Annotated in this window: 26 protein-coding genes and 3 tRNA genes; 17 read left to right on the top strand and 12 right to left on the bottom strand. The window is 57.2% G+C overall.

Annotated features, from left to right (window positions below; all coding sequences use genetic code 11):
• Positions 1 to 239: 239 nt before the first annotated feature.
• The 4 genes from AB8804_RS07790 to AB8804_RS07775 all read left to right on the top strand — a co-directional run bounded on the left by AB8804_RS07790 (position 240) and on the right by AB8804_RS07775 (position 3,450).
• A complete protein-coding gene (locus AB8804_RS07790; protein ID WP_181573245.1) occupies positions 240 to 704 on the top strand; it encodes an FxsA family protein in 465 nt (154 codons plus the stop codon).
• Between the two features lie 160 nt (positions 705 to 864).
• Positions 865 to 1,158, top strand: coding sequence for a co-chaperone GroES (locus AB8804_RS07785; protein ID WP_003855929.1), 294 nt, complete (start codon positions 865 to 867; stop codon positions 1,156 to 1,158).
• Positions 1,159 to 1,196: 38 nt separating this feature from the next.
• Positions 1,197 to 2,840 carry a chaperonin GroEL gene (gene groL, locus AB8804_RS07780; RefSeq protein ID WP_371184878.1) on the top strand — a complete coding sequence of 548 codons (1,644 nt, stop codon included), beginning with the start codon at positions 1,197 to 1,199 and terminating at the stop codon, positions 2,838 to 2,840.
• A gap of 256 nt (positions 2,841 to 3,096) precedes the next feature.
• On the top strand, positions 3,097 to 3,450 hold the full coding sequence (locus AB8804_RS07775; protein ID WP_010427771.1) for a DUF4156 domain-containing protein: 354 nt from the start codon (positions 3,097 to 3,099) through the stop codon (positions 3,448 to 3,450).
• A gap of 64 nt (positions 3,451 to 3,514) precedes the next feature.
• Here the strand turns inward: AB8804_RS07775 and epmB are convergent, their stop codons facing one another.
• On the bottom strand, positions 3,515 to 4,543 hold the full coding sequence (gene epmB / locus AB8804_RS07770; protein ID WP_371184876.1) for an EF-P beta-lysylation protein EpmB: 1,029 nt from the start codon (positions 4,541 to 4,543) through the stop codon (positions 3,515 to 3,517).
• Positions 4,544 to 4,583: 40 nt separating this feature from the next.
• On the opposite strand from epmB, the gene efp reads away from it, so the two are divergent.
• The 3 genes from efp to ecnB all read left to right on the top strand — a co-directional run bounded on the left by efp (position 4,584) and on the right by ecnB (position 5,595).
• Positions 4,584 to 5,150, top strand: coding sequence for an elongation factor P (efp, locus tag AB8804_RS07765; protein WP_003855940.1), 567 nt, complete (start codon positions 4,584 to 4,586; stop codon positions 5,148 to 5,150).
• Positions 5,151 to 5,208: 58 nt separating this feature from the next.
• A complete protein-coding gene (locus AB8804_RS07760) occupies positions 5,209 to 5,340 on the top strand; it encodes an entericidin A/B family lipoprotein (protein WP_371184871.1) in 132 nt (43 codons plus the stop codon).
• A 108-nt stretch (positions 5,341 to 5,448) separates the two neighbouring features.
• Positions 5,449 to 5,595, top strand: a complete 147-nt coding sequence (gene ecnB, locus AB8804_RS07755) for a lipoprotein toxin entericidin B (RefSeq protein ID WP_006178941.1) — start codon at positions 5,449 to 5,451, stop codon at positions 5,593 to 5,595.
• 40 nt (positions 5,596 to 5,635) lie between these two features.
• Here the strand turns inward: ecnB and AB8804_RS07750 are convergent, their stop codons facing one another.
• Positions 5,636 to 6,235: a LuxR C-terminal-related transcriptional regulator gene (locus tag AB8804_RS07750; protein ID WP_371184868.1), complete on the bottom strand. Its 600-nt coding sequence runs from the start codon at positions 6,233 to 6,235 to the stop codon at positions 5,636 to 5,638.
• Positions 6,236 to 6,497: 262 nt separating this feature from the next.
• Between AB8804_RS07750 and sugE the strand changes: the two genes are divergently transcribed.
• A complete protein-coding gene (gene sugE / locus AB8804_RS07745; protein WP_112011979.1) occupies positions 6,498 to 6,815 on the top strand; it encodes a quaternary ammonium compound efflux SMR transporter SugE in 318 nt (105 codons plus the stop codon).
• Here the strand turns inward: sugE and AB8804_RS07740 are convergent.
• Both AB8804_RS07740 and ampC read right to left on the bottom strand, forming a co-directional pair.
• Positions 6,812 to 7,342 (bottom strand): lipocalin family protein, encoded by a 531-nt coding sequence (locus AB8804_RS07740; RefSeq protein ID WP_371184866.1) that lies wholly within the window; start codon positions 7,340 to 7,342, stop codon positions 6,812 to 6,814. The genes sugE and AB8804_RS07740 overlap by 4 nt on opposite strands.
• Before the next feature lie 96 nt (positions 7,343 to 7,438).
• Positions 7,439 to 8,584 carry a CMY2/MIR/ACT/EC family class C beta-lactamase gene (gene ampC, locus AB8804_RS07735; RefSeq protein WP_371184846.1) on the bottom strand — a complete coding sequence of 382 codons (1,146 nt, stop codon included), beginning with the start codon at positions 8,582 to 8,584 and terminating at the stop codon, positions 7,439 to 7,441.
• Positions 8,585 to 8,716: 132 nt separating this feature from the next.
• On the opposite strand from ampC, the gene ampR reads away from it, so the two are divergent.
• Complete coding sequence (gene ampR / locus AB8804_RS07730) at positions 8,717 to 9,592, top strand: LysR family transcriptional regulator AmpR (protein WP_371184844.1); 876 nt, start codon at positions 8,717 to 8,719, stop codon at positions 9,590 to 9,592.
• 29 nt (positions 9,593 to 9,621) lie between these two features.
• On the opposite strand, the gene frdD is transcribed toward ampR, so the two are convergent.
• From frdD to frdA, 4 genes are read right to left on the bottom strand one after another with little or no spacing between them, the layout of a single operon-like run.
• On the bottom strand, positions 9,622 to 9,981 hold the full coding sequence (gene frdD, locus AB8804_RS07725) for a fumarate reductase subunit FrdD (RefSeq protein WP_112011983.1): 360 nt from the start codon (positions 9,979 to 9,981) through the stop codon (positions 9,622 to 9,624).
• Between the two features lie 10 nt (positions 9,982 to 9,991).
• Positions 9,992 to 10,387, bottom strand: coding sequence for a fumarate reductase subunit FrdC (gene frdC / locus AB8804_RS07720; RefSeq protein ID WP_371184950.1), 396 nt, complete (start codon positions 10,385 to 10,387; stop codon positions 9,992 to 9,994).
• Positions 10,388 to 10,397: 10 nt separating this feature from the next.
• Complete coding sequence (locus tag AB8804_RS07715; RefSeq protein ID WP_023310124.1) at positions 10,398 to 11,132, bottom strand: succinate dehydrogenase/fumarate reductase iron-sulfur subunit; 735 nt, start codon at positions 11,130 to 11,132, stop codon at positions 10,398 to 10,400.
• Positions 11,125 to 12,915 (bottom strand): fumarate reductase (quinol) flavoprotein subunit, encoded by a 1,791-nt coding sequence (gene frdA, locus AB8804_RS07710; RefSeq protein WP_371184841.1) that lies wholly within the window; start codon positions 12,913 to 12,915, stop codon positions 11,125 to 11,127. Before frdA ends, AB8804_RS07715 begins: the two co-directional genes overlap by 8 nt.
• Before the next feature lie 311 nt (positions 12,916 to 13,226).
• On the opposite strand from frdA, the gene epmA reads away from it, so the two are divergent.
• Together epmA and yjeM are read left to right on the top strand one after the other, a co-directional pair.
• The gene (epmA, locus tag AB8804_RS07705; RefSeq protein ID WP_371184839.1) at positions 13,227 to 14,204 is read left to right on the top strand and encodes an elongation factor P--(R)-beta-lysine ligase; all 978 of its coding nucleotides are present in this window, start codon (positions 13,227 to 13,229) and stop codon (positions 14,202 to 14,204) included.
• A gap of 195 nt (positions 14,205 to 14,399) precedes the next feature.
• Complete coding sequence (yjeM, locus tag AB8804_RS07700; RefSeq protein WP_371184837.1) at positions 14,400 to 15,899, top strand: glutamate/gamma-aminobutyrate family transporter YjeM; 1,500 nt, start codon at positions 14,400 to 14,402, stop codon at positions 15,897 to 15,899.
• 38 nt (positions 15,900 to 15,937) lie between these two features.
• On the opposite strand, the gene mscM is transcribed toward yjeM, so the two are convergent.
• The 3 genes from mscM to rsgA form a co-directional block, all read right to left on the bottom strand.
• The gene (gene mscM, locus AB8804_RS07695) at positions 15,938 to 19,261 is read right to left on the bottom strand and encodes a miniconductance mechanosensitive channel MscM (protein WP_371184835.1); all 3,324 of its coding nucleotides are present in this window, start codon (positions 19,259 to 19,261) and stop codon (positions 15,938 to 15,940) included.
• A gap of 19 nt (positions 19,262 to 19,280) precedes the next feature.
• The gene (gene asd, locus AB8804_RS07690) at positions 19,281 to 20,249 is read right to left on the bottom strand and encodes an archaetidylserine decarboxylase (protein ID WP_371184833.1); all 969 of its coding nucleotides are present in this window, start codon (positions 20,247 to 20,249) and stop codon (positions 19,281 to 19,283) included.
• Positions 20,250 to 20,346: 97 nt separating this feature from the next.
• Complete coding sequence (rsgA, locus tag AB8804_RS07685) at positions 20,347 to 21,399, bottom strand: small ribosomal subunit biogenesis GTPase RsgA (RefSeq protein WP_371184831.1); 1,053 nt, start codon at positions 21,397 to 21,399, stop codon at positions 20,347 to 20,349.
• Positions 21,400 to 21,506: 107 nt separating this feature from the next.
• Between rsgA and orn the strand changes: the two genes are divergently transcribed.
• From orn to AB8804_RS07665, 4 genes are all read left to right on the top strand, one after another.
• Positions 21,507 to 22,052 carry an oligoribonuclease gene (orn, locus tag AB8804_RS07680; RefSeq protein WP_112011992.1) on the top strand — a complete coding sequence of 182 codons (546 nt, stop codon included), beginning with the start codon at positions 21,507 to 21,509 and terminating at the stop codon, positions 22,050 to 22,052.
• Between the two features lie 196 nt (positions 22,053 to 22,248).
• A tRNA-Gly gene (locus AB8804_RS07675) sits at positions 22,249 to 22,324 on the top strand.
• 44 nt (positions 22,325 to 22,368) lie between these two features.
• Positions 22,369 to 22,444: transfer RNA gene (locus tag AB8804_RS07670), tRNA-Gly, on the top strand.
• A gap of 44 nt (positions 22,445 to 22,488) precedes the next feature.
• Positions 22,489 to 22,564 (top strand) — tRNA-Gly (locus tag AB8804_RS07665).
• 270 nt (positions 22,565 to 22,834) lie between these two features.
• Here AB8804_RS07665 and queG read toward each other — a convergent pair.
• Positions 22,835 to 23,974, bottom strand: coding sequence for a tRNA epoxyqueuosine(34) reductase QueG (gene queG / locus AB8804_RS07660; protein ID WP_371184828.1), 1,140 nt, complete (start codon positions 23,972 to 23,974; stop codon positions 22,835 to 22,837).
• Between queG and nnr the strand changes: the two genes are divergently transcribed.
• Together nnr and tsaE are read left to right on the top strand one after the other, a co-directional pair.
• A complete protein-coding gene (gene nnr, locus AB8804_RS07655; protein WP_371184826.1) occupies positions 23,973 to 25,496 on the top strand; it encodes a bifunctional ADP-dependent NAD(P)H-hydrate dehydratase/NAD(P)H-hydrate epimerase in 1,524 nt (507 codons plus the stop codon). The two genes, queG and nnr, sit on opposite strands and share 2 nt — an antisense overlap.
• Positions 25,489 to 25,950 (top strand): tRNA (adenosine(37)-N6)-threonylcarbamoyltransferase complex ATPase subunit type 1 TsaE, encoded by a 462-nt coding sequence (gene tsaE, locus AB8804_RS07650; RefSeq protein WP_371184824.1) that lies wholly within the window; start codon positions 25,489 to 25,491, stop codon positions 25,948 to 25,950. Before nnr ends, tsaE begins: the two co-directional genes overlap by 8 nt.
• Positions 25,951 to 25,960 lie beyond the last annotated feature (10 nt).

Genomic DNA, 25,960 nt, shown 5'->3' with positions numbered 1-25,960 from the left:
GCCAGATGCCCGAGATCATATGCTGATGATAGCGAATTGCCGTAACCTGGATCACTTATTATCGTCCCGATTGCATGATAATTATTAATCTGTGAAATGAGTCACCGCTTTAATATTTCCAGAAAAAATATCCGTGCAAACCGATTGAAAATTGGCTAATCGCCTCCACCTCTAGCTGACGCACGTTGCGAACACATTCAGACAGGCGCCAGCTGGCGCTTGCCCTACAGGAGATACCGGTGCGCTGGATACCGTTTATTGCTTTCTTTCTCTACGTTTACGTTGAGATTTCCATTTTCATCCAGGTTGCCCACGTGCTGGGCGTCCTGCTGACCCTGATTCTGGTGATTTTCACCTCGGTCATCGGCATGTCGCTGGTGCGCAATCAGGGCTTCAAAAACTTCCTCTTAATGCAGCAAAAGATGGCCGCGGGGGAAAGCCCGGCCGCCGAGATGATCAAAAGCGTGTCGCTGATTATTGCGGGTCTGCTGCTGATTCTGCCGGGCTTCTTCACCGATTTCCTTGGCCTGCTGCTCCTGCTCCCGCCGGTGCAAAAGCATCTGACCCTGAAGCTGCTGCCGCATCTGCGCTTCAGCCGGATGCCGGGCGGTGGTTTCAGCACGGGGCCGGGTGAAACCTTCGACGGGGAATATCAGCGCAAGGACGAGCAGCACGATCGCCTGGACCATAAAGACGATCGTTGATTGGCTGTTGAATCAAGGGAAAACTTTCGCAAATTTTTTTTCGTCTTCCCCCTTGAAGGGGAAAAAATCTGGCCCCATCTCTCAGGGCACTAGCCGGAAAACCGCATGCGGCCCGGCGTCATCCATAACTGATAAAGACTTTCTCAAAGGAGAGCTATCAATGAGTATTCGTCCGTTACATGATCGTGTGATCGTCAAACGTAAAGAAGTTGAAACCAAGTCTGCAGGCGGCATCGTGCTGACCGGTTCTGCAGCAGCAAAATCAACGCGTGGCGAAATCATCGCTGTCGGTAAGGGCCGCATTCTGGAAAACGGAACTGTGCAGCCACTGGACGTTAAAGTTGGTGACATCGTCATTTTCAACGATGGCTACGGCGTGAAATCCGAGAAGATCGACAATGAAGAAGTGTTGATCATGTCCGAAAGCGACATTCTGGCAATTGTTGAAGCGTAATTACGCACGAAACTGTACGAATTTGAGGAACTAAGAACATGGCAGCTAAAGACGTAAAATTCGGTAACGACGCTCGTGTAAAAATGCTCCGCGGCGTAAACGTACTGGCAGATGCAGTTAAAGTGACCCTGGGCCCGAAAGGCCGCAACGTAGTCCTGGATAAATCCTTCGGCGCGCCAACCATCACCAAAGATGGTGTTTCTGTTGCACGTGAAATCGAACTGGAAGACAAATTCGAAAACATGGGCGCGCAGATGGTGAAAGAAGTTGCCTCTAAAGCGAACGACGCTGCAGGCGACGGTACCACCACCGCGACCGTGCTGGCACAGGCGATCATCACTGAAGGCCTGAAAGCTGTAGCTGCGGGCATGAACCCGATGGATCTGAAACGCGGTATCGACAAAGCGGTGACTGCCGCTGTTGAAGAGCTGAAAGCGCTGTCCGTACCGTGCTCTGACTCTAAAGCCATTGCTCAGGTAGGTACCATCTCCGCTAACTCCGACGAAACCGTGGGTAAACTGATCGCGGAAGCAATGGACAAAGTGGGTAAAGAAGGCGTGATCACCGTTGAAGACGGTACCGGCCTGGAAGACGAACTGGACGTGGTTGAAGGTATGCAGTTCGACCGCGGTTACCTGTCCCCATACTTCATCAACAAGCCAGAAACTGGCGCTGTTGAGCTGGAAAGCCCGTTCATCCTGCTGGCTGACAAGAAAATCTCCAACATCCGTGAAATGCTGCCAGTGCTGGAAGCCGTTGCGAAAGCAGGCAAGCCGCTGGTTATCATCGCGGAAGACGTTGAAGGCGAAGCGCTGGCAACGCTGGTGGTTAACACCATGCGCGGCATCGTGAAAGTGGCTGCGGTTAAAGCACCTGGCTTCGGCGACCGTCGTAAAGCCATGCTGCAGGACATCGCGACCCTGACCGGCGGTACCGTTATCTCTGAAGAGATCGGTATGGAGCTGGAAAAAGCGACTCTGGAAGACCTCGGCCAGGCGAAACGCGTTGTAATCAACAAAGACACCACCACCATCATCGATGGCGTGGGTGAAGAAGCCGCTATTCAGGGCCGCGTTGGTCAGATCCGTAAGCAGATCGAAGAAGCAACCTCTGATTACGACCGTGAAAAACTGCAGGAGCGCGTAGCGAAACTGGCAGGCGGCGTAGCGGTAATCAAAGTCGGTGCGGCTACCGAAGTTGAAATGAAAGAGAAAAAAGCACGCGTTGACGATGCCCTGCACGCGACCCGTGCTGCGGTAGAAGAAGGCGTGGTAGCGGGTGGTGGCGTTGCGCTGGTGCGCGTTGCTGCGAAACTGGCTGGCCTGACCGCTCAGAACGAAGATCAGAACGTGGGTATCAAAGTTGCGCTGCGCGCGATGGAAGCGCCACTGCGTCAGATCGTGTCCAACGCCGGTGAAGAGCCATCCGTTGTGACCAACACCGTGAAAGCGGGCGAAGGTAACTACGGTTACAACGCGGCGACTGAAGAATACGGCAACATGATCGACTTCGGTATCCTGGACCCAACCAAAGTGACCCGTTCTGCCCTGCAGTACGCGGCATCCGTAGCGGGCCTGATGATCACCACCGAATGCATGGTGACCGACCTGCCTAAAGGCGATGCGCCAGACTTAGGTGCTGCCGGTATGGGTGGCATGGGCGGTATGGGCGGTATGATGTAATGTGCCCCACGCCCTGCATCCTTCAGGCTGCAGATGCGTTGGCTGCGTTCGAAAACCCCAGTCACTTACTTCAGTAAGCTCCTGGGGATTCACGAACTTGCCGCCTTCCTGCAACCAGAATGATTTGGGCGTATACATCGCAGTAATGAGAAACCCCTGGGCAGAAATGTCTGGGGGTTTTTCTTTTGGTCATCTTTTAGGTATAAGATTCACACACGGACAACTACTGTCCAGCTTATTGAAATCGAGGAATAACATGCGCGTAAAAGTCTGTGCAGGGATCGTAGGGGCAGCATTGCTGCTGGCGGGTTGTAGCTCCAGCAATGAGCTGTCGGCTGCGGGCCAGGGCGTTCGCTTTGTGGAAGATAAGCCGGGCAGCGAATGTCAGCTGCTGGGAACGGCAACCGGCGAGCAAAGCAACTGGATGTCGGGTCAGCATGGTGAAGAGGGCGGCTCTATGCGCGGCGCGGCGAACGCCCTGCGTAACCAGGCAGCAGCGATGGGCGGCAACGTGATTTACGGCGTGAGCAGCCCAACGCAGGGGATGCTGTCCAGCTTCGTGCCTACCGCCAGCCAAATGAACGGCCAGGTCTATAAGTGCCCGAACTGAGTTAACTTGCTGATGGCGCTGCGCCCGGACCCGTAGGGCAGGCAAGCGTAGCGCCACCTGCCTTTTAGCTCTGCCGCAGCTGCAAATCCAGCGGCGTTTTGCTAGGTTCGCCGCCGATCTCGCGCGCCAGCTTCGGCACCATATAGCCCGATACCAGCGTCAGCAGCTCACGCATAATCCGGCGAGCCTCTTCATCCGTGACCATGAAATGCGCCGCGCCCTGCACGCGATCCAGCACGTGCAGGTAATAGGGCATCACGCCCGCATCAAACAGCGCGTTGCTCAGATCCGCCAGCACGCGGGCGCTATCGTTCACGCCGCGAAGCAGCACGCTCTGGTTCAGCAGCGTCACGCCCGCTTTGCGCAGGCGCGCCATGGCCGCGCGAAACTCGTCGTCAATCTCATTCGCGTGGTTAACGTGGTTAACCAGCAGCACCTGCAGGCGCGACTGCTCGAAGCGCGATACCAGCCCGTCAGTGATGCGCGCCGGAATGACAATCGGCAGGCGGCTGTGAATGCGCAGACGCTTGATGTGCGGGATCGCCTCAAGCTGGGTCAGCAGCCAGTCGAGCTCACGATCTTTCGCCATCAGCGGGTCGCCGCCGGAAAAAATAATCTCATCCAGCTCGGGATGGGCTGAAATATAGTCCAGCGCGACCTGCCAGTTGCGCTTATTGCCCTGGTTGTCCGCATACGGAAAATGTCGGCGGAAGCAGTAACGACAATTCACCGCGCAGCCGCCCTTGACCAGCAGAAGGGCACGGTTGAGGTATTTGTGCAGCAGGCCCGGCACCACGCTGTTTTGCTCTTCCAGCGGATCGGTGCTGTAACCCGGCGCAGTCACAAACTCATCCTGCGAGGTCAGCGTTTGTTTGAGAAGCGGGTCGTCCGGGTTACCTTTTTCCATGCGGGCAACAAACGCGCGGGGAACGCGCAGGGCAAAGAGGCGCTTTGCCTCACGGCCTGCGAGCCATTCCTGATGCTCGTCCAGGTCTAAAAGATGCAATAATTCATCAGGACTGGTGATTACATCGGCAAGTTGCGATAACCAATCTTCTCTGGACGGGGTGTTTAGGGTTACAATATGCGCCATTTTGTGGCTAAGCTACCAGTTAACAAATTTAGAGGGCCTTATGGCAACGTACTATAGCAACGATTTTCGTGCTGGTCTTAAAATCATGATGGACGGCGAACCGTACGCGGTTGAAGCCAGTGAATTCGTGAAACCAGGTAAAGGCCAGGCATTTGCGCGCGTTAAGCTGCGCCGCCTGCTGACCGGTACCCGTGTAGAAAAAACCTTCAAATCTACGGATTCCGCTGAAGGCGCTGATGTTGTCGATATGAACCTGACTTACCTGTACAACGACGGTGAGTTCTGGCACTTCATGAACAACGAAACCTTCGAACAGCTGTCCGCTGACGCGAAAGCTATCGGCGACAACGCCAAGTGGCTGCTGGACCAGGCCGAGTGCATCGTGACCCTGTGGAACGGCCAGCCAATCGCTGTAACCCCACCTAACTTCGTCGAGCTGGAAATCGTTGAAACCGATCCAGGCCTGAAAGGCGATACCGCAGGTACCGGCGGCAAGCCAGCGACCCTCTCCACTGGCGCAGTGGTTAAAGTTCCACTGTTCGTTCAGATTGGTGAAGTGATCAAAGTGGATACCCGCTCCGGCGAATACGTATCCCGCGTGAAGTAATAGACGCTATGATTTAAGGCGCAGCGCCCGCTGCGCCTGATTTATGCAGGCAGGGAAGATGAAACGTACCGTTAAAATTCTGCTTCTGTTGGCGCTCTCCAGCGCGTTCCTTTCCGGATGCAACACCGCGCGCGGTATGGGTGAAGATATCCAGGATTTAGGCCATATCATTTCGCACGCAGCCAGTTAATTTCTTCTATTTATCCTAAAAATTCTTCCTTTTCCGTCATACGGCGCGATCTTGTCTATTCTTATATTGCTATACACAAAACAACTCTGGCTATAAAAGGAAGAAATTATGGTTAAGAAAACAATTGCGGCGATCTTTTCTGTTCTGGTGCTCTCTTCAGTGCTGACTGCATGTAATACCACGCGCGGCGTAGGTGAAGATATCTCCGACGGTGGTAGTGCTATTTCTGGTGCAGCGACCAAAGCTCAGAACTAACGAAGCAGGGGCGGTACGGCGTATCAATTTCACCGTACCGTCAATTCCCCACCTCCTGTAGAGATAAAAACGGCGAGAAGCGCGTGTCCATATGCAGCTTCATGCGGATATTACGCTTGTAGGTATAAACCGTTTTGCCGTTGATACTCAAATGGCTGGCGATTTTCTGATTGCTTGCCCCTTCCATCCACAGCGTAAGCACTTTCTCTTCCTGACGCGTCAGCAGCGGAGCGGCGATTTTTGGTATCTCCACGCTTGCGTAGGCGGTCAGCGCATCGCTTATCGCCATGGCCAGCCCCTCCAGGTCAACGCGCTTTCGCAGGGAAGACCAGATCGGATACTGCTTCAAATACTCCGTCATACGCTGATCTTCGCCCGACTGCAGTAAAATAAACGGTACGGTCTCACTGGCGATGAGCAAAGACGAGAGCTGGTGGAGGTGATGAATATCGTGTCTGAAGCCGTGTAGGTCAGCAATAACCAGCGTCGGTTTCCATTGCAGCAGATGCTCTCGGGCAAGAACGAGGTTATTTAATCCGGTGACGACAAAGTCGTCAGGAAACAAACCAGAATGATTGAGCCACGCTTCCAGTCCCGTCCGGGTGAAGTGACAACGGTCAATCAAAAGAATTTTGAACATATCGTATTCGCAGTCGGCTAATGGTTTGGCTTCCTGCCATCAGAAAGCACACCATCATAGGGAAGTCGGATGAGTGATAAATGCCTGAACTCCGCGGCATACTGCGGCTATTTCTTGCCTTAACGCACGAAATACAAAAGCGTTGAAAAAAAATCGCGCGCTGACCAAAATAAGCCTCTGCATCTCAGCCTTGCGGGACGACCCGTAAGCGCTTCACTCATCGGGGACGGCCCCAGCTAACGTAAACGTTAAGGAGCCTGATATGTCCTGGATTGTTCTTTTCATCGCTGGTTTGCTCGAAGTGGTGTGGGCGATTGGCCTGAAGTACACGCACGGTTTTACCCGCCTGACGCCAAGCGTCATCACCGTTACCGCGATGATCGTCAGCATCGTGATGCTGTCATGGGCAATGCGAACGCTGCCCGTGGGAACGGCCTACGCCGTCTGGACGGGAATCGGTGCCGTAGGCGCGGCCATTACGGGGATTTTACTGCTGGGTGAATCCGCGAGCCTGGCGCGTATTGCCAGCCTCGCGCTGATTGTGGCGGGGATTATTGGGCTGAAGCTCAGCACCCATTAATGCGGCTGTTTCACCCAAATTAATTTTGATACATCAAACCCTTGCCGGGTCGCGACGTCCAGCATCTGCTGCTTCATTTCCGCTGAAATGGTTGGCGTGCGTGAGAGGATCCACAGGTAGTTGCGATCCGGCCCACAAACCAGCGCGTGACGGTATTCCCTGTCCAGGGCGATGACGTTATAGCCACCGTAGAACGGGCCAAAGAACGATACCTTCAGCGCCGCGCGGTGCGGATCGCCGGTGAAATATGCCTGGCCCACCGACTGCTGCCACATCTCACGATCGGGATTGTATCCCCGGTTTACCACCTGAATACCGCCGTCATCCATCAAGCTGTAATTTGCCGTGACTTTCTCCAGGCCGCGCTCGAAGCGGTGATCGAAGCGGGCGATCTCATACCATGTGCCGAGGAAGCGCTGTGCGTCGAAATTGCTTACGACGGTCACGCCGGGAGGTGGGGTAGGTGAACTGCAGGCAACCACTAAAAACGCGGCCGTCACCGCAGCGATAACAGGCAAAATGCGCATAGCGTTTCCTTACTGATTTTTTTGTTAAGTGTAGATGACAGCAGGAAAAATGCGGGATATTTCGCCGGGTGAGCGAAGCCGCCACCCGGCCATGTTTTACTGCAGCGCGTCCAGAATACGATACGCCGCCTCAACCCGCGCCGGGTTCGGGTAGCTCTTATTGGCCAGCATCACGATACCGAGGTTCTTTTCGGGGATAAAAGCAACGTAGCCGCCGAACCCGCCCGTTGAGCCCGTCTTATGTACCCATGACGCCTTCACCGGCGGCGCTGGAGGATTCACTTCCGTAGCCGGGAGCGGCGCAAGCGCGACGCTGTTGTCACTGCCGCCGACCACCGTTTTGGCTTCCACCGGCCAGTTCAGCATCTCCCAGCCCAGCCCCTGATACATTGAGCCCACGCGCCAGTAGCGCGATTGCGCAAAACCGATACCCTGCTTCAGAGAGGCGTCCTGCACGGTGTCGGGTGACATGTTGGCGATGATCCAGCTTGCCAGATCCTTCACGTTGGTCTTCACGCCGTACGCTTCGCCGTCCAGCATCCCCGGAGAAACACGCACCGCTTTGCCGTCCCGATAGCCCCAGGCGTAGTTCGCCTCTTCGGACTTCGGTACGCTAATCCAGGTGTGGTTCAGCTTCAGCGGCTTAAGGACGCGCGTCGTCATGGCCTGCTCATAGCGCATGCCCGAAGGTTTAACCGCCAGCGCGCCGAACAGCCCAATGCTGGAGTTGGCATAAAGGCGCGTCGTGCCGGGCTTCCACGTCGGCTGCCAGGTTTGATAGAAGCGCAGCAGCGAGGCGCTATCTGTCACGTCATCCGGCACCTGAAGCGGCAGCCCGCCGGCGGTGTAGGTCGCCAAATCTAACAGGCGAATATCCTGCCACTGCTTGCCCGTCAGCGCTGGCCAATATTTGCTTGCCGGATCGCTGAGCGAAATCTCATGGCGGGCAATGGCATCCCCGCCCAGCACGCCGGTGAAGGTTTTACTAATAGACCCGACCTCAAACAGCGTTTGATCTGTAACCGGTCGCCCTGCGGCAACGTCGGCTTTACCGAAGGTAAAGTAGTGCGGTTTGCCCTGATAAATGACCGCCACCGCCATGCCCGGAATGGCCTGGCTTTTCATCAGCGGGGCAATCGTTTTTTCAACAACGTCAGCCATCGCGCTGTCGGATACCGGCGCGGCAAGGGCGGAGCAGGAGGCACTGAGCAGCAGGGCGCAGCAAAGGGATTTTTTGATCATCAGTTATCTTCCGTAATGGTGTGTCTGGAGTATGTCCGGGCCCATAGGACGAGCGTAGTCTGTGGGATTTGACTGTGCCTGACAAACGGTTAAATTTAGCAGTAGCTGTTAATTTTTCTAACGGATGAACCCATGACCCGCAGCTATATCCCCCTTAATTCACTGCGCGCCTTCGAAGCGGCGGCGCGGCACCTGAGTTTTACCCATGCGGCCATTGAGCTGAATGTGACCCATTCGGCCATCAGCCAGCACGTCAAGGCGCTGGAGCAGCACCTCAGCTGTCAGCTGTTCGTGCGCGTGTCGCGCGGCCTGATGCTGACCACCGAAGGTGAAAATTTACTGCCGGTGCTGAACGATTCGTTCGATCGCATTGCCGGGATGCTGGATCGTTTTGCTAACCATCAGGCCCAGGAGAAGCTAAAAATCGGCGTGGTGGGCACCTTTGCGACCGGGTATTTATTTTCACGGCTGGAGGATTTTCGCCGCCGCTACCCGCACATCGATCTTCAGCTTTCCACCCACAACAACCGCGTCGTTCCGGCGGCGGAAGGGCTGGATTATACGATCCGCTACGGCGGCGGCGCGTGGCACGGCACCGAGGCCATCTATCTTTGCGCCGCGCCGCTGTCCGCGCTTTGTACGCCGACAATCGCAGCCGGGCTGCATTCTCCCGCTGATATGCTGAAGTTTACCCTGCTGCGCTCCTACCGGCGCGACGAGTGGGCCGCGTGGATGCAGGCGGCAGGGGAGCATCCACCGTCACCCACGCACCGGGTCATGGTTTTTGATTCATCCGTGACGATGCTGGAGGCGGCGCAGGCCGGGGCAGGGATCGCGATTGCGCCCGTCGATATGTTCACCCATTTGCTGAACAGCGAGCGTATCGTACAGCCGTTTGCCACGCAGATAGACCTCGGCAGCTACTGGCTCACGCGCCTGCAGTCGCGGGCGGAAACCCCGGCAATGCGGGATTTTGCGCAGTGGCTGGTGGGAACGATGCAGAAGTAAAAGGCCCGCCGGACGGCGGGCCCGAGCGGTCAGATCGTCACGACGGCAATCAGCGTCACGACGGTCAGGATCGTTGCCAGACCGTAGAACACCCACTTGCCGTTCGGCACGTGGATTTTCAGATCGTGCATCGCGTGATGAATGCGGTGCAGGCCTAACCACAGCGGCAGGACGATCATTAGGAAGATAAACACGCGGCCAATAAAGCTGCTCGCAAACGCCAGCACGCGCTCGTAGCTCAGCGCATCCCCCGGGAACAGCCCCAGCGGCAGCATGATACCAACCAGCAGAATGATGACCGGCGCAACGATGGCGCTCCACATGCCGCCTGCGCCAAACAGGCCCCAGAAGACCGGCTCGTCAGAGCGTTTTGGATTTGGATTGATCACAAGAGTCTCCTTACCAGAACAGTGCGACAAACAGAACGACCACGGTGACGATCGCCGTCACCGCCCAGAGCCCCTTAATAACCGGCTCCGGCCCCATTTTCTCACCCTTAACGATGATGTTTGCGGCTTTCGGCGCCAGCTCAAACCAGGTTTTGGTATGCAGCAGCGCTGCCGCGAGCACGATCAGGTTCAGGATCACAATGATCGGGTTCTGCAAGAAGCCAACAAAGCTGGCCCAGGTTTCCGGACCGTGCTTGAGGGCGAAAACGCCGTACATCAGCTCAAGGCTGAACCAGACCGCCGGCACCGCTGTACCTTCACGCAGCATATAGAAGCGATAAAACGGCAGTTTTTTCCACCAGGTGGACGGCATCGGCCGCACGTAGGCTTTGCGTTTAGTCGTCATCATGCACTCCTTAGCGTGGTTTCAGGGTAGCGATAAGAAAGTCTTTCGAGCTTTCCACTTTCCCCTGCTGAATAGCGGCGGCCGGGTCAACGTGCTTCGGACACACTTCGGAGCAATAGCCCACAAAAGTGCAGCTCCAGACGCCGTTCTGGCTGTTAAGCTGCGCCATACGTTCTTTTTTGCCGTGGTCGCGGCTGTCCTCGTTGTAGCGATGCGCCAGGGTGATCGCCGCCGGGCCGATGAACTCTTTGTTCAGGCCGAACTGCGGGCAGGCCGCGTAGCACAGGCCGCAGTTGATGCAGCCGGAGAACTGATGGTATTTCGCCATCTGCGCGGGCGTTTGGGTATTTGGACCCTGATCCGGCGTGCGCGGGTTGCCGATGATGTACGGCTTAATCGCTTCCAGGCTTTCGATAAAGTGGGTCATGTCGACCACTAGATCGCGCTCAATCGGGAAGTTGCCCAGCGCTTCAACCTTGATGCCCTTAGTGTATTCGCGCAGGAAGGTTTTACAGGCCAGCTTCGGTACCTTGTTGACCATCATGCCGCAGGAGCCGCAGATCGCCATGCGGCAGGACCAGCGGTAGCTCAGGTCCGGCGCCAGGTTATCCTTAATGTAGCCGAGCGCGTCCAGCAGGGAGGTTTGCTCGTCATAAGGCACTTCATAGAAAGCGCTGTGCGGTGCCGCGTCCACTTCCGGGTTGTAGCGCACCACTTCCACTTTCATTTTTTGCATCTCAGCCATTCGCCGTCTCCTTCTTCTCGGCTGCTTCCGCTTCTGCCCCGTATACGCGCTTCGCCGGCGGCAGCGTGGTGATTTTCACATCGCTATAGTCCAGGCGCGTGGTGCCGTCCGCATCGCGGTAAGCGAGGGTATGCTTGAGGAAATTGACGTCGTCACGCTCGGTGCAGCCTTCGTCCAGGCGCTGGTGCGCTCCGCGAGACTCTTTACGCGCCAGCGCCGAGTGCGCCATACATTCGGCCACGTTCAGGCCGTGGCCCAGCTCGATGGTATACAGCAGGTCGGTGTTGAACACGCTGGAGGTATCGGTGATGCGCACGCGCTTGAAGCGCTCCTGCAGCTCCGCCAGCTTGTCGACGGTTTTCTGCATCAGCTCCGGCGTGCGGTAGATACCGCAGCCTTCTTCCATCGACAGGCCCATCTCGTCGCGAATTTTCGACCAGTTTTCGTTGCCTTCCTGGTTCACCAGGTCTTTCAGGCGTTTTTCAACGTCGGCGACCTGAGCGTCCAGCGCGGCGCCGTTGGCTTCACCCGCGGTTGCAGCACGCTCCATCGCCCGCTCGCCCGCCATGCGGCCAAAGACCACCAGCTCTGCCAGCGAGTTGGAGCCCAGGCGGTTGGCGCCGTGCAGGCCAACGGAAGAACACTCGCCCACGGCAAACAGCCCTTTGATGCGGGTTTCGCACTGCTGGTCGGTTTCAATCCCGCCCATGGTGTAGTGCGCGGTTGGACGCACCGGAATCGGCTCTTTGACCGGATCGACGCCAACGTAGGCTTTCGCCAGTTCGCAGATGAACGGCAGGCGCTCCAGCAGTTTTTTCTCGCCGAGGTGGCGCAGGTCGAGATAAACCACGTCGCCGCGCGGGGTAGAGATGGTGTTGCCTTTGCGCCATTCGTGCCAGAAGGCCTGAGACACTTTGTCGCGCGGGCCAAGCTCCATGTACTTGTTCTTCGGCTCGCCGAGCGGCGTTTCCGGGCCCATGCCGTAGTCCTGGAGGTAGCGGTAGCCATTTTTGTTGACCAGGATACCGCCCTCGCCTCGGCAGCCTTCCGTCATCAGAATGCCCGAACCCGGCAGGCCGGTCGGGTGATACTGAACAAATTCCATATCGCGCAGCGGCACGCCGTGGCTCAGCGCCATGCCCATACCGTCGCCGGTCACGATGCCGCCGTTGGTGTTGTAGCGATACACGCGTCCCGCGCCGCCCGTCGCCATCACCACCGCATTCGCGCGGATCTGGACTAAGGTGCCTTCCATCATGTTCATCGCCACCAGGCCGCGGGCATGGCCGTCATCCTCGAGAATGTCGAGGACAAAGTGTTCGTCAAAGCGTTGAATTTGCGGGAACTGGAGGGAGGTCTGGAACAGGGTATGCAGCATGTGGAAGCCGGTTTTATCGGCGGCGAACCAGGTGCGTTCAATTTTCATTCCGCCGAAGCGGCGAACGTTGACGCTGCCGTCCGGACGGCGGCTCCACGGGCATCCCCACTGTTCGAGCTGGGTCATTTCCGTTGGGCAGTGATGCACGAAATAATCAACGACATCCTGTTCGCAAAGCCAGTCTCCCCCGGCAACCGTGTCGTGAAAATGGTATTCGAAGCTGTCATGATCCTGCGCAACGGCGGCGGACCCTCCTTCTGCCGCAACCGTGTGGCTGCGCATTGGGTAGACTTTTGAAATCAATGCGATTTTAGCGTTTGGATTAGCTTGCGCTGCGGCAATCGCTGCACGTAATCCAGCACCGCCAGCGCCTATAACGGCAAGATCGGCTTGAAAAGTTTGCACGACATTCCTCCAGATTGTTGTTATTTCGCAACGCGATGACCTAAAGGTAGCTCACCCGTCCAAAGGGACCATTGCGAAAGCGTTTTCCACTGCTCCTTTATGGGTAAAAGAGTATAACCGCGCAGATGTGAGGGAAATTTGACGCGTTCGATTTTTTTGCTGTTCTGTGCGGTGATTTATCATTGTGATTGATGGATTACGTCACATAATTCTCTCGATATATGAAATAGCCGCTTTTGCCGCGCAAAATTTGTCTCGGCACACGCTTACGAGTAGACTTCGTGCCCTTGTCTGACATCGGAGAAAAACTCATGAGCGAAACGGCCACCTGGCAGCCGAGCGCATCCATTCCAAACCTGTTAAAACGCGCAGCGATTATGGCGGAGATCCGCCGCTTCTTTAGCGATCGCGGCGTCCTGGAGGTGGAAACGCCGTGCATGAGTCAGGCGACGGTAACGGATATTCATCTGGTCCCGTTTGAAACCCGTTTTGTTGGCCCTGGCCACTCTCAGGGCATGAACCTGTATCTGATGACCAGCCCGGAATACCACATGAAGCGCCTGCTGGCGGCGGGGTGTGGCCCGGTGTATCAGCTGTGCCGCAGCTTCCGCAATGAAGAGATGGGGCGCCACCACAATCCTGAGTTCACCATGCTGGAGTGGTATCGCCCGCACTACGATATGTACCGCCTGATGAACGAGGTAGACGATCTTCTGCAGCAGGTGCTGGAATGCCCTGAGGCGGAAACGCTCTCTTATCAGCAGGCTTTCCAGCGCTATCTGGAAATCGATCCGCTCTCTGCGGACAAGACGCAGCTGCGCGAGGTGGCGGCAAAACTGGATCTGAGCAACGTGGCGGATAGCGAAGAAGATCGCGACGCGCTGCTGCAGCTGCTGTTTACCTTCGGCGTTGAGCCGCAGATTGGCAAAGACAAGCCCGCCTTTGTGTACCACTTCCCGGCAAGCCAGGCCTCGCTGGCACAAATCAGCACCGAAGATCACCGCGTGGCGGAACGCTTTGAGGTCTATTACAAGGGAATCGAGCTGGCGAACGGCTTCCACGAGCTGACCGATGCGCGCGAACAGCAGCAGCGCTTCGAGCAGGACAACCGCAAGCGCACCGCGCGCGGGCTGCCGCAGCAGCCGATTGATAACAATCTACTTGAGGCCTTAAACGCCGGCCTGCCGGACTGTTCCGGCGTGGCGCTGGGCGTGGATCGCCTGGTCATGCTGGCGCTGGGCGCAGAACAGCTGGGCGATGTGATTGCCTTCACGGTCGATCGCGCCTGAGAAAGTGCCGGGTGGCGATGCGCTTGCCCGGCCTTCACTTCCTGTCAATTAACCTTGCCATTTCCGCACAACAACATTAAAAACTGCCACATTCTGTATACACGGGCCTTTTTCTTAATTTGCCCCGTATAGCCACAATATCCGTCTGGTCATCTGCTAACATCCGCGCAGTTTAATTCCTCTTCGGATGGTCCTATGTCCCACTCACTCAAAAAGATGACCCTTACCGGGCTCATTCTGATGATATTCACGTCAGTCTTTGGCTTTGCCAATAGCCCGTCTGCGTTCTACCTGATGGGCTACAGCGCAACGCCGTTTTACATCGTATCCGCTCTGTTCTTCTTTATCCCTTTTGCGCTGATGATGGCGGAAATGGGCTCGGCCTACCGGAAAGAAGAGGGCGGGATCTACTCGTGGATGAATAACAGCATCGGTCCGCGCTACGCGTTTATCGGCACCTTTATGTGGTTCTCGTCGTACGTGGTCTGGATGGTGAGCACGGCGGCCAAGGTGTGGGTGCCGCTGTCGACGTTTATATTCGGCTCTGACAAAACGCAGGTGTGGTCGCTGGCCGGAATGAGCTCCACGCAGGTCGTCGGGATCCTCGCGGTCTGCTGGATGGTTGTTGTGACGCTGGTTGCCTCAAAGGGCATCAATAAAATTGCGCGCATCACCGCCGTGGGCGGTATTTCCGTGATGTGCCTGAACCTGGTGCTGCTGCTGGTGAGCATCGCCATTCTGTGGCTGAACGGCGGACATTTTGCCCAGGAGGTAAACTTCGCCTCATCACCAAACCCGAGCTATCAGTCCGGTCTTGCCATGCTCTCGTTTGTGGTGTTTGCCATTTTCGCCTATGGCGGCATTGAGGCGGTGGGCGGCCTCGTGGATAAAACCGAAAACCCGGAGAAGAACTTTGCTAAAGGTATTATCTTCGCGGCGGTTGTTATTTCCATCGGCTATTCGCTGGCGATTTTCCTGTGGGGCGTCAGCACCAACTGGCAGCAGGTGCTGAGCAACAACTCCACCAACCTCGGGAACATCACCTATGTGCTGATGAAAAGCCTGGGGGTAACGCTGGGCCAGGCCATGCACCTGACGCCTGACGCGGCGACGGTGATGGGGATCTGGTTTGCGCGCATTACCGGCCTGTCGATGTTCCTCGCCTACACGGGGGCGTTTTTCACGCTGATCTACTCGCCGCTGAAGGCGATTATTCAGGGAACGCCAAAAGCCCTGTGGCCCGCGCGCATGACGCAGCTCAACGCGACGGGAATGCCCGCGAACGCCATGTGGATGCAGTGCATGCTGGTCTGCGTATTTATTCTGCTGGTATCGTTCGGCGGTGATACCGCATCGGCGTTCTATAACAAGCTAACGCTGATGGCGAACGTCTCGATGACGCTGCCCTATCTTTTCCTGACCATTGCCTTCCCGTTCTTCAAGGCGAAGCAGGATCTAGAACGTCCGTTCGTGATTTTCAAAACCCGCGCGGCAACGCTTCTGGCAACCACGGTGGTCGTGCTGGTGGTGGCGTTTGCCAACATCTTTACCGTCATCCAGCCGGTAATTGAGGTAAACGACTGGAACAGCGCGCTGTGGATGGTCGGCGGCCCGATCTTCTTCTCGCTGCTGGCGATGGGGATTTATGAGAATTACCGTCGTCGCTCGACGGCATACGTCACAGAAGTCGCCTAATAGAAAATTTTCCCCTCCCGAAAGGGAGGGGGAAAGGATTACAAACTGCCCGCCGGGCGCGTACGCGCCGCTGAGGTCAGCGTTCTGCCCATCTTACGCCCGTCCATGCTTTCCAGACGCATCTGGAACGGTGGGAACGGCATTTCGATACCGTGTTCACGGAAGCCCGCCAGAATCAGCTGATGGATCTCATGGCGCAGCGGCATGCGGTGCCCCATTTCGGCGGCATAGATTCGCAGCTCGAAAATCTGAATGCCCTGCTGTAAATCGACCAGGAAGACTTCCGGGGCCGGGGTGTCGAGCACTAGCGTGCAGCGCTTGGCCGCGGCGTAAAGGATCTGCGTCACCTCTTCGCTGTTGGCATCCGACGGGGCCGGTACGGTCAGCACCACGCGCGTGACGGAGTCAGACAGCGACCAGTTGATAAACTGTTCGGTGATAAACGCCTTGTTCGGAACGATGATCTCTTTACGATCCCAGTCGCTGATGGTGGTAGCACGGGTGTTGATCTTGGTGATGCTGCCGGTCAAATCGCGAATGGTCACCGTATCGCCAATACGAATGGGTTTTTCGAACAGGATGATCAGGCCGGAAACGAAGTTCGCGAATATCTCCTGCATGCCAAAACCAAGGCCAAACGTCAGCGCGGCAACCAGCCACTGCAGCTTAGACCACTCGATGCCGATCATGGAGAAGCCGACCATCCCGCCAAACAGCAAGATCAGGTATTTGGTAATGGTGGTAATGGCGTATCCGGTGCCGGGGGTTAAATCCAGGTGCTGCAGCAGCGCCAGCTCCAGGAGTGCAGGGAAATTACGCACCAGCTGGGTGGTAATGATCAGCACCAGAATGGCAATCAGCACCGCGCCCAGCGTGATAGGCTCCAGGCTTTCGACGCCCTGCACCGTGGACGTCACGTCCCAGAGCGAAATGTTCTCCAGGAAGCCAAACGCGGAGTGGATTTCCGACCACAGGAAGATCACCGACAGCAGCGCCACCAGCATCAGGAGGGAGCGCACCAGCCGCAGCGACTGGGTGCTGATGGCATCCAGATCGATTTCGACATCGTCGGCATCCACCGCTCCTTCAGTGCTGTTGACGTGGTTAGGTTCTTCTTCACCCCGGGCGCGCTGGGCGAGAATTTCGGCGCGGCGATGCTTGGCGCGATCGAACGCCAGACGGCGACGCTGGATTAGCATTCCGCGGCGAATGACGTGGTACACCACCAGCAGCAGGAACCAGATCGCGACGGATGTTTCCAGACGCGCCAGCAGCGCCTGAGCGGTGGCAAGATAGCCCACCGCCGCCGCCAGCATCGCGATCAGCGGCGCGCTCAGCAGCAGGTTCCACAGCAGGCGGTTAAACATGTTCTCGCCGCTGCCGGTCTTATCGAGGTAAAGCGGAATGCCGGCGCGCTTCAGGCTAAGCGTAACCACGGCCAGCGCGCCGCAAATCAGCATGAAGCACAGCCTGCCCAGCGAGCCTGAGAATTCCCGATCGTTGAGATTATCGAACATGATCAGCGCCATAATCAGCGGCACGATAAGCCCGATGCTCATCAGGTAGTAGCGCATGGCGCGCGCAACGCGGTTTCGCGGCCAGCCGAAGTGGGCGATGAACAGGCCATTCGGGCGCGCAAAAGTGGCGCAAATCATCACCACCCACAGCAGCGGAACGGTGGCCGTCACGCCGTCGCCGATGGCGACCGCGAGCGGATAGGGCCAGGCTTCCCGCAGGCCGTACCCCAGCGTCATCCACAGCACCGGCAGCGGCGAGGCGACGAGAATCGACCAGAATACGGTGCGCAGCGTCAGCCAGAAGTGATCCTGTGTGACCTTGCCTACCCGGGCGCTTGAACGTTCTAAAAAGCGGGTGAAGTGCCTGCGCGAATAAATGCTAAAGCCGACCAGAATCAGCGCGCCCAGCAGCGGGAAGATCGTCTCCTTGCTGGTGATCATCATCACGCTGGCCTGGCCCAGCTGGCTGAATGTATCCAGCGAGATCAGGCGGCGCAGGTCCTGCACGATGTCGATCGGCCAGGAGAAGGTCATTGGGCGGACGTCGGAGGTCCAGAAGAGGTAACGGTGTGTGGCTTCGTTCACCTCTTTCAGCGCATCCTCCAGCTGGCTGTTGGAGACCTTCAGCTTGGTCAGCTCCAGGATCAGCGTGTCGCCGCCCTGAAGGAGGGAGTTCAGGAGCTGGCGCTGGGTGCGCAGCTGGGCTTCCAGAATGCGGCTTTGCTCAGCCGTGAGCGGCTGGCCGTCCGCCTGGCGAATCTGGCGGATTTGCGGCTGCTTGTTGAGCAGGTCTTCAAAATGCAGCCGCTGGACGCGCAGCTGCGCCATCTCGGTGTCCAACTGCTGCGGTTTTGGCATCTCGGGGAGACGGGCAACCTGCGCGCGGAGCGCTTCGCCGAGCAGGTTTGACGAGCCGAGCCACTGGGACTGCTCGCGCAGGGTATTCAGCGCCTGGCGAACCTGAAGCGTTTGATTGGTGGCCTGGCGCTGCTGCGACGCAACCAGGTCCATGCGCTGGGCCTGCTGGTTTAACGCGGCAGAAAGCTCGCGGTTAACCTTAAACTGGTCGACGATCCCGGCTGGCAGGTTCGCGCTGTTTTCAGCCAGCAGCTCGGTGCTTTCCAGCGCGCGTTCGGCTTCGCGCTGGCGCTGGCTGTTCAGCTGATTGCGCAGCGCCTGCAGGTAGGCGTCAAGCTGCTCGCTCTGCTTTTGCGCCAGCTCTGACCGCATGCGCGACAGTTCCTGGCGGTTGTTAGCGGAAAGCTGCGCCAGCTCCAGCTCGTCGACCAGCGCTTTCAGCCGCGCGGATTCGGCCTGTAGCCCAAGGTTTTGCGCCTGGCTTTGCGGCGTATTGCCGGTGGACGTCCCTATGCGGCGCTCAACGTCATTGAGCTGGCGGCGCGCATCGGTTTGCTGCTGCGGAAGCTGGCTGAGCGAGTCGGCAATTTCGCGGGCGCGCTCCTGCTCCTGCTGCGCCAACCGGCTCTTCTCCAGCAGCTGGCTGCTGACCTGCAAAATTTCCTGATTCAGCGCGTCGGACGTCAGGCCAACCGGCACGTCGCGCGGCTCGTCGCGCAGGTTGTTCAGTTGCGAACGTAACGTCTGGGAGAGTTTCGGGAAGTTATCGATAACCTGCTGATACTGCTGGGCGCGCTCAAGGGAACCTTTACGTTCCTCAAGCGCGTTCAGCGCGGCCTGGAGCGACTCAACGGTCTCTGGCTGAGCGGGCTTGGCCGCTTTGGCCTGCTCCAGCTCCTGGGTTATCTGTTTGGCGTCGGGGGCCGTCGCTGCGTACGCCCCCATGCTGAGGCACCAGGCCATCAGTAAAACGATAATCGGGCGCACGTCAGCGATCCTTCTTGAGTTAGCCTTCGTCTTTCTTGTCGTCAACCAGCGGGCTGGCGTCGTGTTCCGCTTTGATCTCTTCTTCAGGCAGCGGGGCAGGCTCTGCGTCCGGCGTCACGAAGGCTTCGGTTGAGACCGCCAGCGGCTGGCCAAGCTTGGTAACGGACAGGCTTTCCAGCCCTTCCGCCAGAGTCACTTTGCCCGGCGCGAACAGGTTGATCACCGTTGAGCCCAGCTTGAAGCGGCCCATTTCCTGGCCTTTCAGCAGCGCAATGGAGCCTTCCGCTTCACCGGCAGGCCACGTCCAGCGCTTGATGATGCCTTCGCGCGGCGGGGTAATGGTGCCAGCCCAGACGGTTTCAATGCTGCCAACAATGGTAGCACCCACCAGAATCTGCGCCATCGGACCAAATTCAGTGTCAAACAGGCAGATGACGCGCTCGTTGCGGGCGAACAGGTTCGGCACGTTTTGCGCGGTCAGGTGGTTTACGGAGAACAGATCGCCCGGCACGTAGATCATTTCGCGCAGGATGCCGTTGCACGGCATATGAACGCGGTGGTAGTCGCGCGGTGAGAGGTAGGTTGTAGCAAACGTCCCGTTACGGAACAGATCGGCCATCAGGTAGTTACCGGCCAGCAGCGCTTCCAGGCTGTAGTTGTGGCCTTTCGCCTGCAGGATTTTATCGTCTTCGATGTTGCCAAGCTGGCTAATCACGCCGTCTGCGGGCATGACCAGCACGTTAGGATCGGTATTGAGCGGACGCACTTCGTCGCGCAGCGGGCGCACGAAAAATTCGTTAAACGTACGGTAGCTGGCGGTGTCAGGTTTTTGCGCCTCTTTCATGTCGACCTTGTAGTATTTCACGAAGAGGTCGATGACCAGTTTGGTCAACCAGCCCGCTCGTTTGCTCGCGCCCCAGCCCGCCAGGCGAGTGAGCCACAGTTTCGGCAGAATGTATTGAAGCGAAAGTTTAAATGAGTTTAACAAGGTAGCCTCCAGGCCATTGTTTTGTCGTTCCTGATCCGGCTGCAGGCAGCCGGAACCTGAAAAAAGGGGACGATTTTAGCGATGCTTAGCTTAGTTGTCAGTTATCAGAATCAGAAAAGTTTTTACGCGTTTTTACCTGGTCCATGCTCTCAAGGATGCGGTGGTAATTTTCAAAGCGGGTTTCCGCAATTTCACCGTTTTCCACCGCTTCGCGGATAGCACAGCCGGGGTCATTGTCGTGTTTACAGTCCCGGTATTTGCAAGCGCCTAAATAGTCATGGAATTCGACAAAGCCGTTGAAGATTTGTTCCGGCTCGAGGTGCCACAAGCCAAATTCGCGCACGCCCGGGGAATCGATCACGTCTCCGCCGTGCGGGAAGTGGTACAGGCGAGAGGCGGTCGTCGTGTGCTGGCCCAGACCCGAGACGTCGGAGACATCGTTGGTCAAAATCTCTTTCTGCAGGCCAAGCAGGTTATTCAGCAGGCTGGATTTACCCACGCCGGACTGGCCTGCAAAAATGCTGATGCGATCGGTAAGCGCCTCTTCTAACGGCTTCAGCCCGTCCTGGGTGTGGCTGGAAACCATCAGTACGCGATAGCCGATGTTGCGATAGATATCCATCTGCTCGTTGACGAAGGCCATGCCGTCCTCATCCAGCAGATCGATTTTATTCAATACGATGATCGGCTCAACCTGCAGCGTTTCACAGGCGACAAGGTAGCGGTCGATAATATTGAGCGAAAGCTCGGGTAAAATCGCCGAAACGATAACGATCTGGTTGATATTGGCAGCGATGGGCTTTATGCCGTCATAGAAATCGGGGCGGGTCAGCACCGACGTGCGCTCGTGCACGGCTTCAACGATGCCTTTCACCGTGACCCCTTCGGCAGCTTCTTTACCGGGGCGCCAAACGACGCGGTCGCCGGTCACCAGTGAACGGATAGTGCGACGGATATTGCAACGGTGGATATCCCCGTCGGCGGATTCGACGTCGGCATGCATACCAAAACGACTAATCACCACGCCTTCCGTCGCTTCGCCAAACAGGTTGTCGTCGTAGTCCGGCTTCTCCGAAGTGGTTTTAAGACGGCGCTGGTGGTTGGCGTTTACGCGGCGCTGCTGCCCTTTGGAGAGTTTATTTTTACTCAATCGCGCTGGCTCCTGGTCGCCCGTAGTGGGCAAAACCTCTATGATACACTCTAATTAATACTAGTTAACCTGCTACTGCCGGTTAAGCGAGAAGGGTGGAAAATAACATGAGCGCGGATGAAAACAACCTGATTTGGATCGATCTTGAAATGACCGGGCTGGATCCCGAGCGCGATCGCATTATTGAAATCGCCACGCTGGTCACCGATGCGAATCTCAATATTCTGGCGGAAGGACCGACCATCGCAGTGCACCAGTCTGACGAACAGCTGGCGCTGATGGACGAGTGGAACGTGCGCACGCATACCGGCAGCGGGCTGGTGGAGCGCGTGAAGGCCAGCACCCAGGGCGACCGCGACGCGGAGCTGGCGACGCTCGAGTTTCTGAAGCAGTGGGTTCCGGCGGGCAAATCGCCGATCTGCGGCAACAGCATTGGCCAGGATCGCCGTTTCCTGTTTAAGTACATGCCGGAGCTGGAGTCTTACTTCCACTACCGTTATCTCGATGTGAGCACCCTCAAAGAGCTGGCGCGCCGCTGGAAGCCGGAAATTCTCGACGGCTTTAAGAAGCAGGGCACGCACCAGGCGATGGATGACATCCGCGAGTCCGTGGCGGAGCTGGCGTATTATCGCGAGAACTTCATCAAGCTGTAATTTTGAGACCCGGCACCTTGCGTAGCCGGGTTTTTGTCGCTAAATTGTGCAGCTTGCCGATTAAATAAGCACTTGAACTGAATTTCGAAAAAAACGCTTTTAGGGGGGTTGCAGCTAAACGGATTTCTCGTATAATGCGCCTCCCGTAACGACAGAGAATTACGCGTTACGACAGCAACAAAAGCAGTACAGATTTGCGGGAATAGCTCAGTTGGTAGAGCACGACCTTGCCAAGGTCGGGGTCGCGAGTTCGAGTCTCGTTTCCCGCTCCAAAATTTGAAAGTATCGCAAGATACGCGCAGCACCAAACACCCAAGCGGGAATAGCTCAGTTGGTAGAGCACGACCTTGCCAAGGTCGGGGTCGCGAGTTCGAGTCTCGTTTCCCGCTCCAAAATTTGAAAGTATCGCAAGATACGCACAGCACCAAACACCCAAGCGGGAATAGCTCAGTTGGTAGAGCACGACCTTGCCAAGGTCGGGGTCGCGAGTTCGAGTCTCGTTTCCCGCTCCAAATTCTTCTCCATATCCAAATTATCCACAGCGAATGTCTTCGTTGGGGACCATTTCTCTTTGTTCTGAAATATTCTTGTGAACAGAGTTATCCACAGCTTCAGTGCATTCCCAAACCTGGCTAAAAAGTTAGCAGGGTGAATAGTATCTTTGTATCTCTTTGAATATTAATAATAAAATATGATTTCAAAGTGTTAAACAGATCACTTGACCGGTATGCCAAGCCTGATGAAACCTGCGTTCCTCATTTTATTCACAGGCTGTGAATATATCACGCATCCCGTATCAGCCCTTTTTCAATGACCCTGACGAGGCGCTGTTTCTTCGGCAGCTGCACCTCAACCACGCAGGCGTTCCGCTTTTCGATTTGCTGCGCAATCGCCCATTCTATGTGTTCATCAAGAAGCGGGTGCTCACCTCTGCGGCTTTCAAGCGCCTGAATATTGGCTTCATCCCACGGCGCATTCCCCAACGCCACGGCGACGTTGCGCAGCCAGCGCAGATGACCAATGCGGCGAATGGCCGAGCCTTCGGTGACCTTCAGGAACCAGGCTTCAGTCCAGGCAAACAGCTCGATAAGCTGCGGCGCGTGCAGCGCCTTACGCGGGCTAAAGTCCTCTTCTTCCGTCAGCTGTGAATAGCGATTCCACGGGCAAATCAGCTGGCAATCGTCACAGCCGTAGATGCGGTTTCCAATCAGCGGGCGAAACGCTTCGGGGATGGCCCCTTCCAGTTCGATGGTGAGATATGAGATGCATCGGCGCGCGTCAACGACGTAAGGCTCGACGATCGCGCCCGTGGGGCAGATGGTCATGCAGGCTACGCAGCGCCCGCAGCCTTCCTCTACGGGGCCATCTACCGGCAGCGGTAAATCAACGAGCAGTTCACCCAGAAAGAAGAACGAGCCGGCGTCGCGGCTGAGGATAAGTGAGTGCTTACCTGTCCAGCCAAGCCCCGCTTTTTCGGCGATAGGGCGCTCAAGAATAGGCGCAGAGTCGACAAACGGTCTAAAATTCAGCGAAACACAGTGCTGCTGAATGGTTTCCCCGAGTTTTTTTAAGCGGTTACGCAGAAGCTTATGATAGTCACGCCCCAGGGCATATCGGCTGACGTAGCCCAGAGAGGGATTTTTGAGCGTGCGGGCAAATGCCGCATTGGCGGGCAGATAGTTCATGCGCACGCTGATGACGCGCAGCGTGCCCGGCAACAGCTCGTGCGGACGCGCGCGCATCATGCCGTGACGCGCCATCCATTCCATTTCGCCGTGGTATTGTTTGTCCAGCCACGCCTGAAGCTTCGGCTCGCTGTCGGAGAGGTCGGTATCGGTTATACCCACCTTCTGGAAGCCAAGCTCAGCACCCCACTGTTTAATTTTTTGCGCTAATTCATTGAGATCGAGGGGCTGTGACATGACGGACCATACTGTGAAGAAAAACCCCAAAAGTATACCACACTCCATCTGGCATGCGGATGACCTCCGACGCGCCGAAAAAGAGGCGGCGGACAGCCTGGGGATCACCCTTTATGAACTGATGCAGCGCGCGGGCGAAGCGGCGTTTACCGTAGCCCGCGAGGCCTGTCCGGATGCATCGCACTGGTTAATCTTGTGCGGACACGGCAACAACGGCGGGGATGGCTACGTGGTGGCGCGTCTGGCTGCGGGGGCGGGGCTTCGCGTCACGCTGCTGGCGGTGGAAAGTGATAAGCCTCTGCCGGAAGAGGCCAGCCTGGCGCGAGAGGCGTGGCTGAACGCAGGGGGCGTGATACATGCTTGCGATATTGCCTGGCCTGATGACGTTGATCTTATCGTTGATGGCCTGTTTGGCACGGGGCTGAAGCAGGCGCCGCGCGAACGCCAGGCGGCGCTCATCGATCGCGCGAACGGCCATGCCGCGCCGGTTATCGCCCTGGACATCCCCTCTGGGCTGATTGCCGAAACCGGCGCAGCGCCCGGCGCGGTGATAAATGCTGCACATACGGTGACGTTTATTGGCCTCAAGCCGGGGCTGCTGACGGGCAAGGCGCGGGACGTCGTGGGCACGCTGTACCACGCTGCGCTGGGGCTGGAGAGCTGGCTGGCGGGGCAGGACACCGCCGTCGAACGATTTGACGCCTCGCGGCTTGCCCAATGGCTGCCTCCCCGTCGACCAACGTCCCACAAGGGCGATCACGGCAGGCTGGCCATCATTGGCGGCGATCTCGGCACGGCGGGTGCGATTCGCATGACCGGCGAAGCGGCATTACGCAGCGGTGCTGGTTTAGTGCGGGTACTCACTCGCATTGAGAATATTGCGCCGATAATTACCGCGCGGCCGGAGCTGATGGTTCATGAACTCACGCCGCAGGCGCTTGAGGAAAGCCTCGAATGGGCCGACGTGGTGGTGATTGGCCCGGGTCTTGGACAGAAAAGCTGGGGCAAGCAGGCCCTGCAAAAGGTCGAGAATTTTCGCAAACCGATGCTCTGGGACGCCGACGCGCTGAACCTTCTGGCAATCAACCCTGATAAGCGTCACAATCGCATCCTGACGCCACACCCCGGCGAAGCCGCGCGCCTGCTCAACTGCAGCGTGGCAGAAATTGAAAGCGATCGCTTACTTTCTGCCCAACGTCTGGTAAAACGTTACGGAGGTGTCGCCGTTTTGAAAGGGGCGGGAACCGTCGTCGCCAGCGAAAGCGAGCTGGGCATTGTTGATGCCGGAAATGCGGGCATGGCGAGCGGTGGGATGGGCGACGTGCTGTCCGGCATTATCGGCGCGTTGCTTGGGCAGAAACTTCCCCTTTATGATGCAGCCTGTGCGGGCTGCGTGGCCCACGGGGCGGCGGCCGACAGGCTTGCTGCACGTTACGGTACGCGCGGCATGCTGGCGACCGATCTTTTTGACGCGCTGAGGCGCGTTGTTAACCCGGATGTGATTGACGTAGAAAATGACTAACCGAGCGATTCCTTTACCTGATGAACAAGCCACTCTCGATCTCGGCAAGCGCATGGCGCAGGCCTGCCAGGGGGCAACCGTCATTTATCTGTATGGCGATTTAGGCGCGGGTAAAACCACCTTCAGCCGCGGCTTTTTGCAGGCGTTGGGCCATAACGGCAACGTGAAAAGCCCGACCTATACGCTGGTAGAGCCCTACGCGCTGGAAAATTTAACGGTGTACCACTTCGATTTATACCGTCTTGCGGACCCCGAGGAGCTGGAGTTTATGGGGATCCGCGATTATTTCGCCAACGACGCCATCTGCCTGGTGGAGTGGCCGCAGCAAGGTGCGGGTGTGTTGCCTGAACCGGACGTCGAAATTCACCTGGATTACCAGGCGCAAGGGCGTGAGGCGCGCATCCGTGCGGTTTCCTCATCGGGCTGTTCCTTACTGGCGCGTTTAGCCGGTTGAGCGTAGGGAT

This window comes from Enterobacter sp. KBR-315C3_2022 (assembly GCF_041399425.1).
In the GTDB taxonomy this organism is placed as follows: domain Bacteria; phylum Pseudomonadota; class Gammaproteobacteria; order Enterobacterales; family Enterobacteriaceae; genus Enterobacter.
Note: the sequence above shows the minus strand (reverse complement) of the source record. Positions and strands in the feature narration are given on the sequence as shown.

Coding starts and splice junctions, on each gene's coding strand:
- AB8804_RS07785 (WP_003855929.1), top strand. CDS start 865: ATGAGTATTCGTCCGTTACATGATCGTGTGATCGTCAAACGTAAAGAA.
- groL (WP_371184878.1), top strand. CDS start 1,197: ATGGCAGCTAAAGACGTAAAATTCGGTAACGACGCTCGTGTAAAAATG.
- AB8804_RS07775 (WP_010427771.1), top strand. CDS start 3,097: ATGCGCGTAAAAGTCTGTGCAGGGATCGTAGGGGCAGCATTGCTGCTG.
- epmB (WP_371184876.1), bottom strand. CDS start 4,543: ATGGCGCATATTGTAACCCTAAACACCCCGTCCAGAGAAGATTGGTTA.
- efp (WP_003855940.1), top strand. CDS start 4,584: ATGGCAACGTACTATAGCAACGATTTTCGTGCTGGTCTTAAAATCATG.
- AB8804_RS07760 (WP_371184871.1), top strand. CDS start 5,209: ATGAAACGTACCGTTAAAATTCTGCTTCTGTTGGCGCTCTCCAGCGCG.
- ecnB (WP_006178941.1), top strand. CDS start 5,449: ATGGTTAAGAAAACAATTGCGGCGATCTTTTCTGTTCTGGTGCTCTCT.
- AB8804_RS07750 (WP_371184868.1), bottom strand. CDS start 6,235: ATGTTCAAAATTCTTTTGATTGACCGTTGTCACTTCACCCGGACGGGA.
- sugE (WP_112011979.1), top strand. CDS start 6,498: ATGTCCTGGATTGTTCTTTTCATCGCTGGTTTGCTCGAAGTGGTGTGG.
- AB8804_RS07740 (WP_371184866.1), bottom strand. CDS start 7,342: ATGCGCATTTTGCCTGTTATCGCTGCGGTGACGGCCGCGTTTTTAGTG.
- ampC (WP_371184846.1), bottom strand. CDS start 8,584: ATGATCAAAAAATCCCTTTGCTGCGCCCTGCTGCTCAGTGCCTCCTGC.
- ampR (WP_371184844.1), top strand. CDS start 8,717: ATGACCCGCAGCTATATCCCCCTTAATTCACTGCGCGCCTTCGAAGCG.
- frdC (WP_371184950.1), bottom strand. CDS start 10,387: ATGACGACTAAACGCAAAGCCTACGTGCGGCCGATGCCGTCCACCTGG.
- AB8804_RS07715 (WP_023310124.1), bottom strand. CDS start 11,132: ATGGCTGAGATGCAAAAAATGAAAGTGGAAGTGGTGCGCTACAACCCG.
- epmA (WP_371184839.1), top strand. CDS start 13,227: ATGAGCGAAACGGCCACCTGGCAGCCGAGCGCATCCATTCCAAACCTG.
- yjeM (WP_371184837.1), top strand. CDS start 14,400: ATGTCCCACTCACTCAAAAAGATGACCCTTACCGGGCTCATTCTGATG.
- orn (WP_112011992.1), top strand. CDS start 21,507: ATGAGCGCGGATGAAAACAACCTGATTTGGATCGATCTTGAAATGACC.
- nnr (WP_371184826.1), top strand. CDS start 23,973: ATGACGGACCATACTGTGAAGAAAAACCCCAAAAGTATACCACACTCC.
- queG (WP_371184828.1), bottom strand. CDS start 23,974: ATGTCACAGCCCCTCGATCTCAATGAATTAGCGCAAAAAATTAAACAG.
- tsaE (WP_371184824.1), top strand. CDS start 25,489: ATGACTAACCGAGCGATTCCTTTACCTGATGAACAAGCCACTCTCGAT.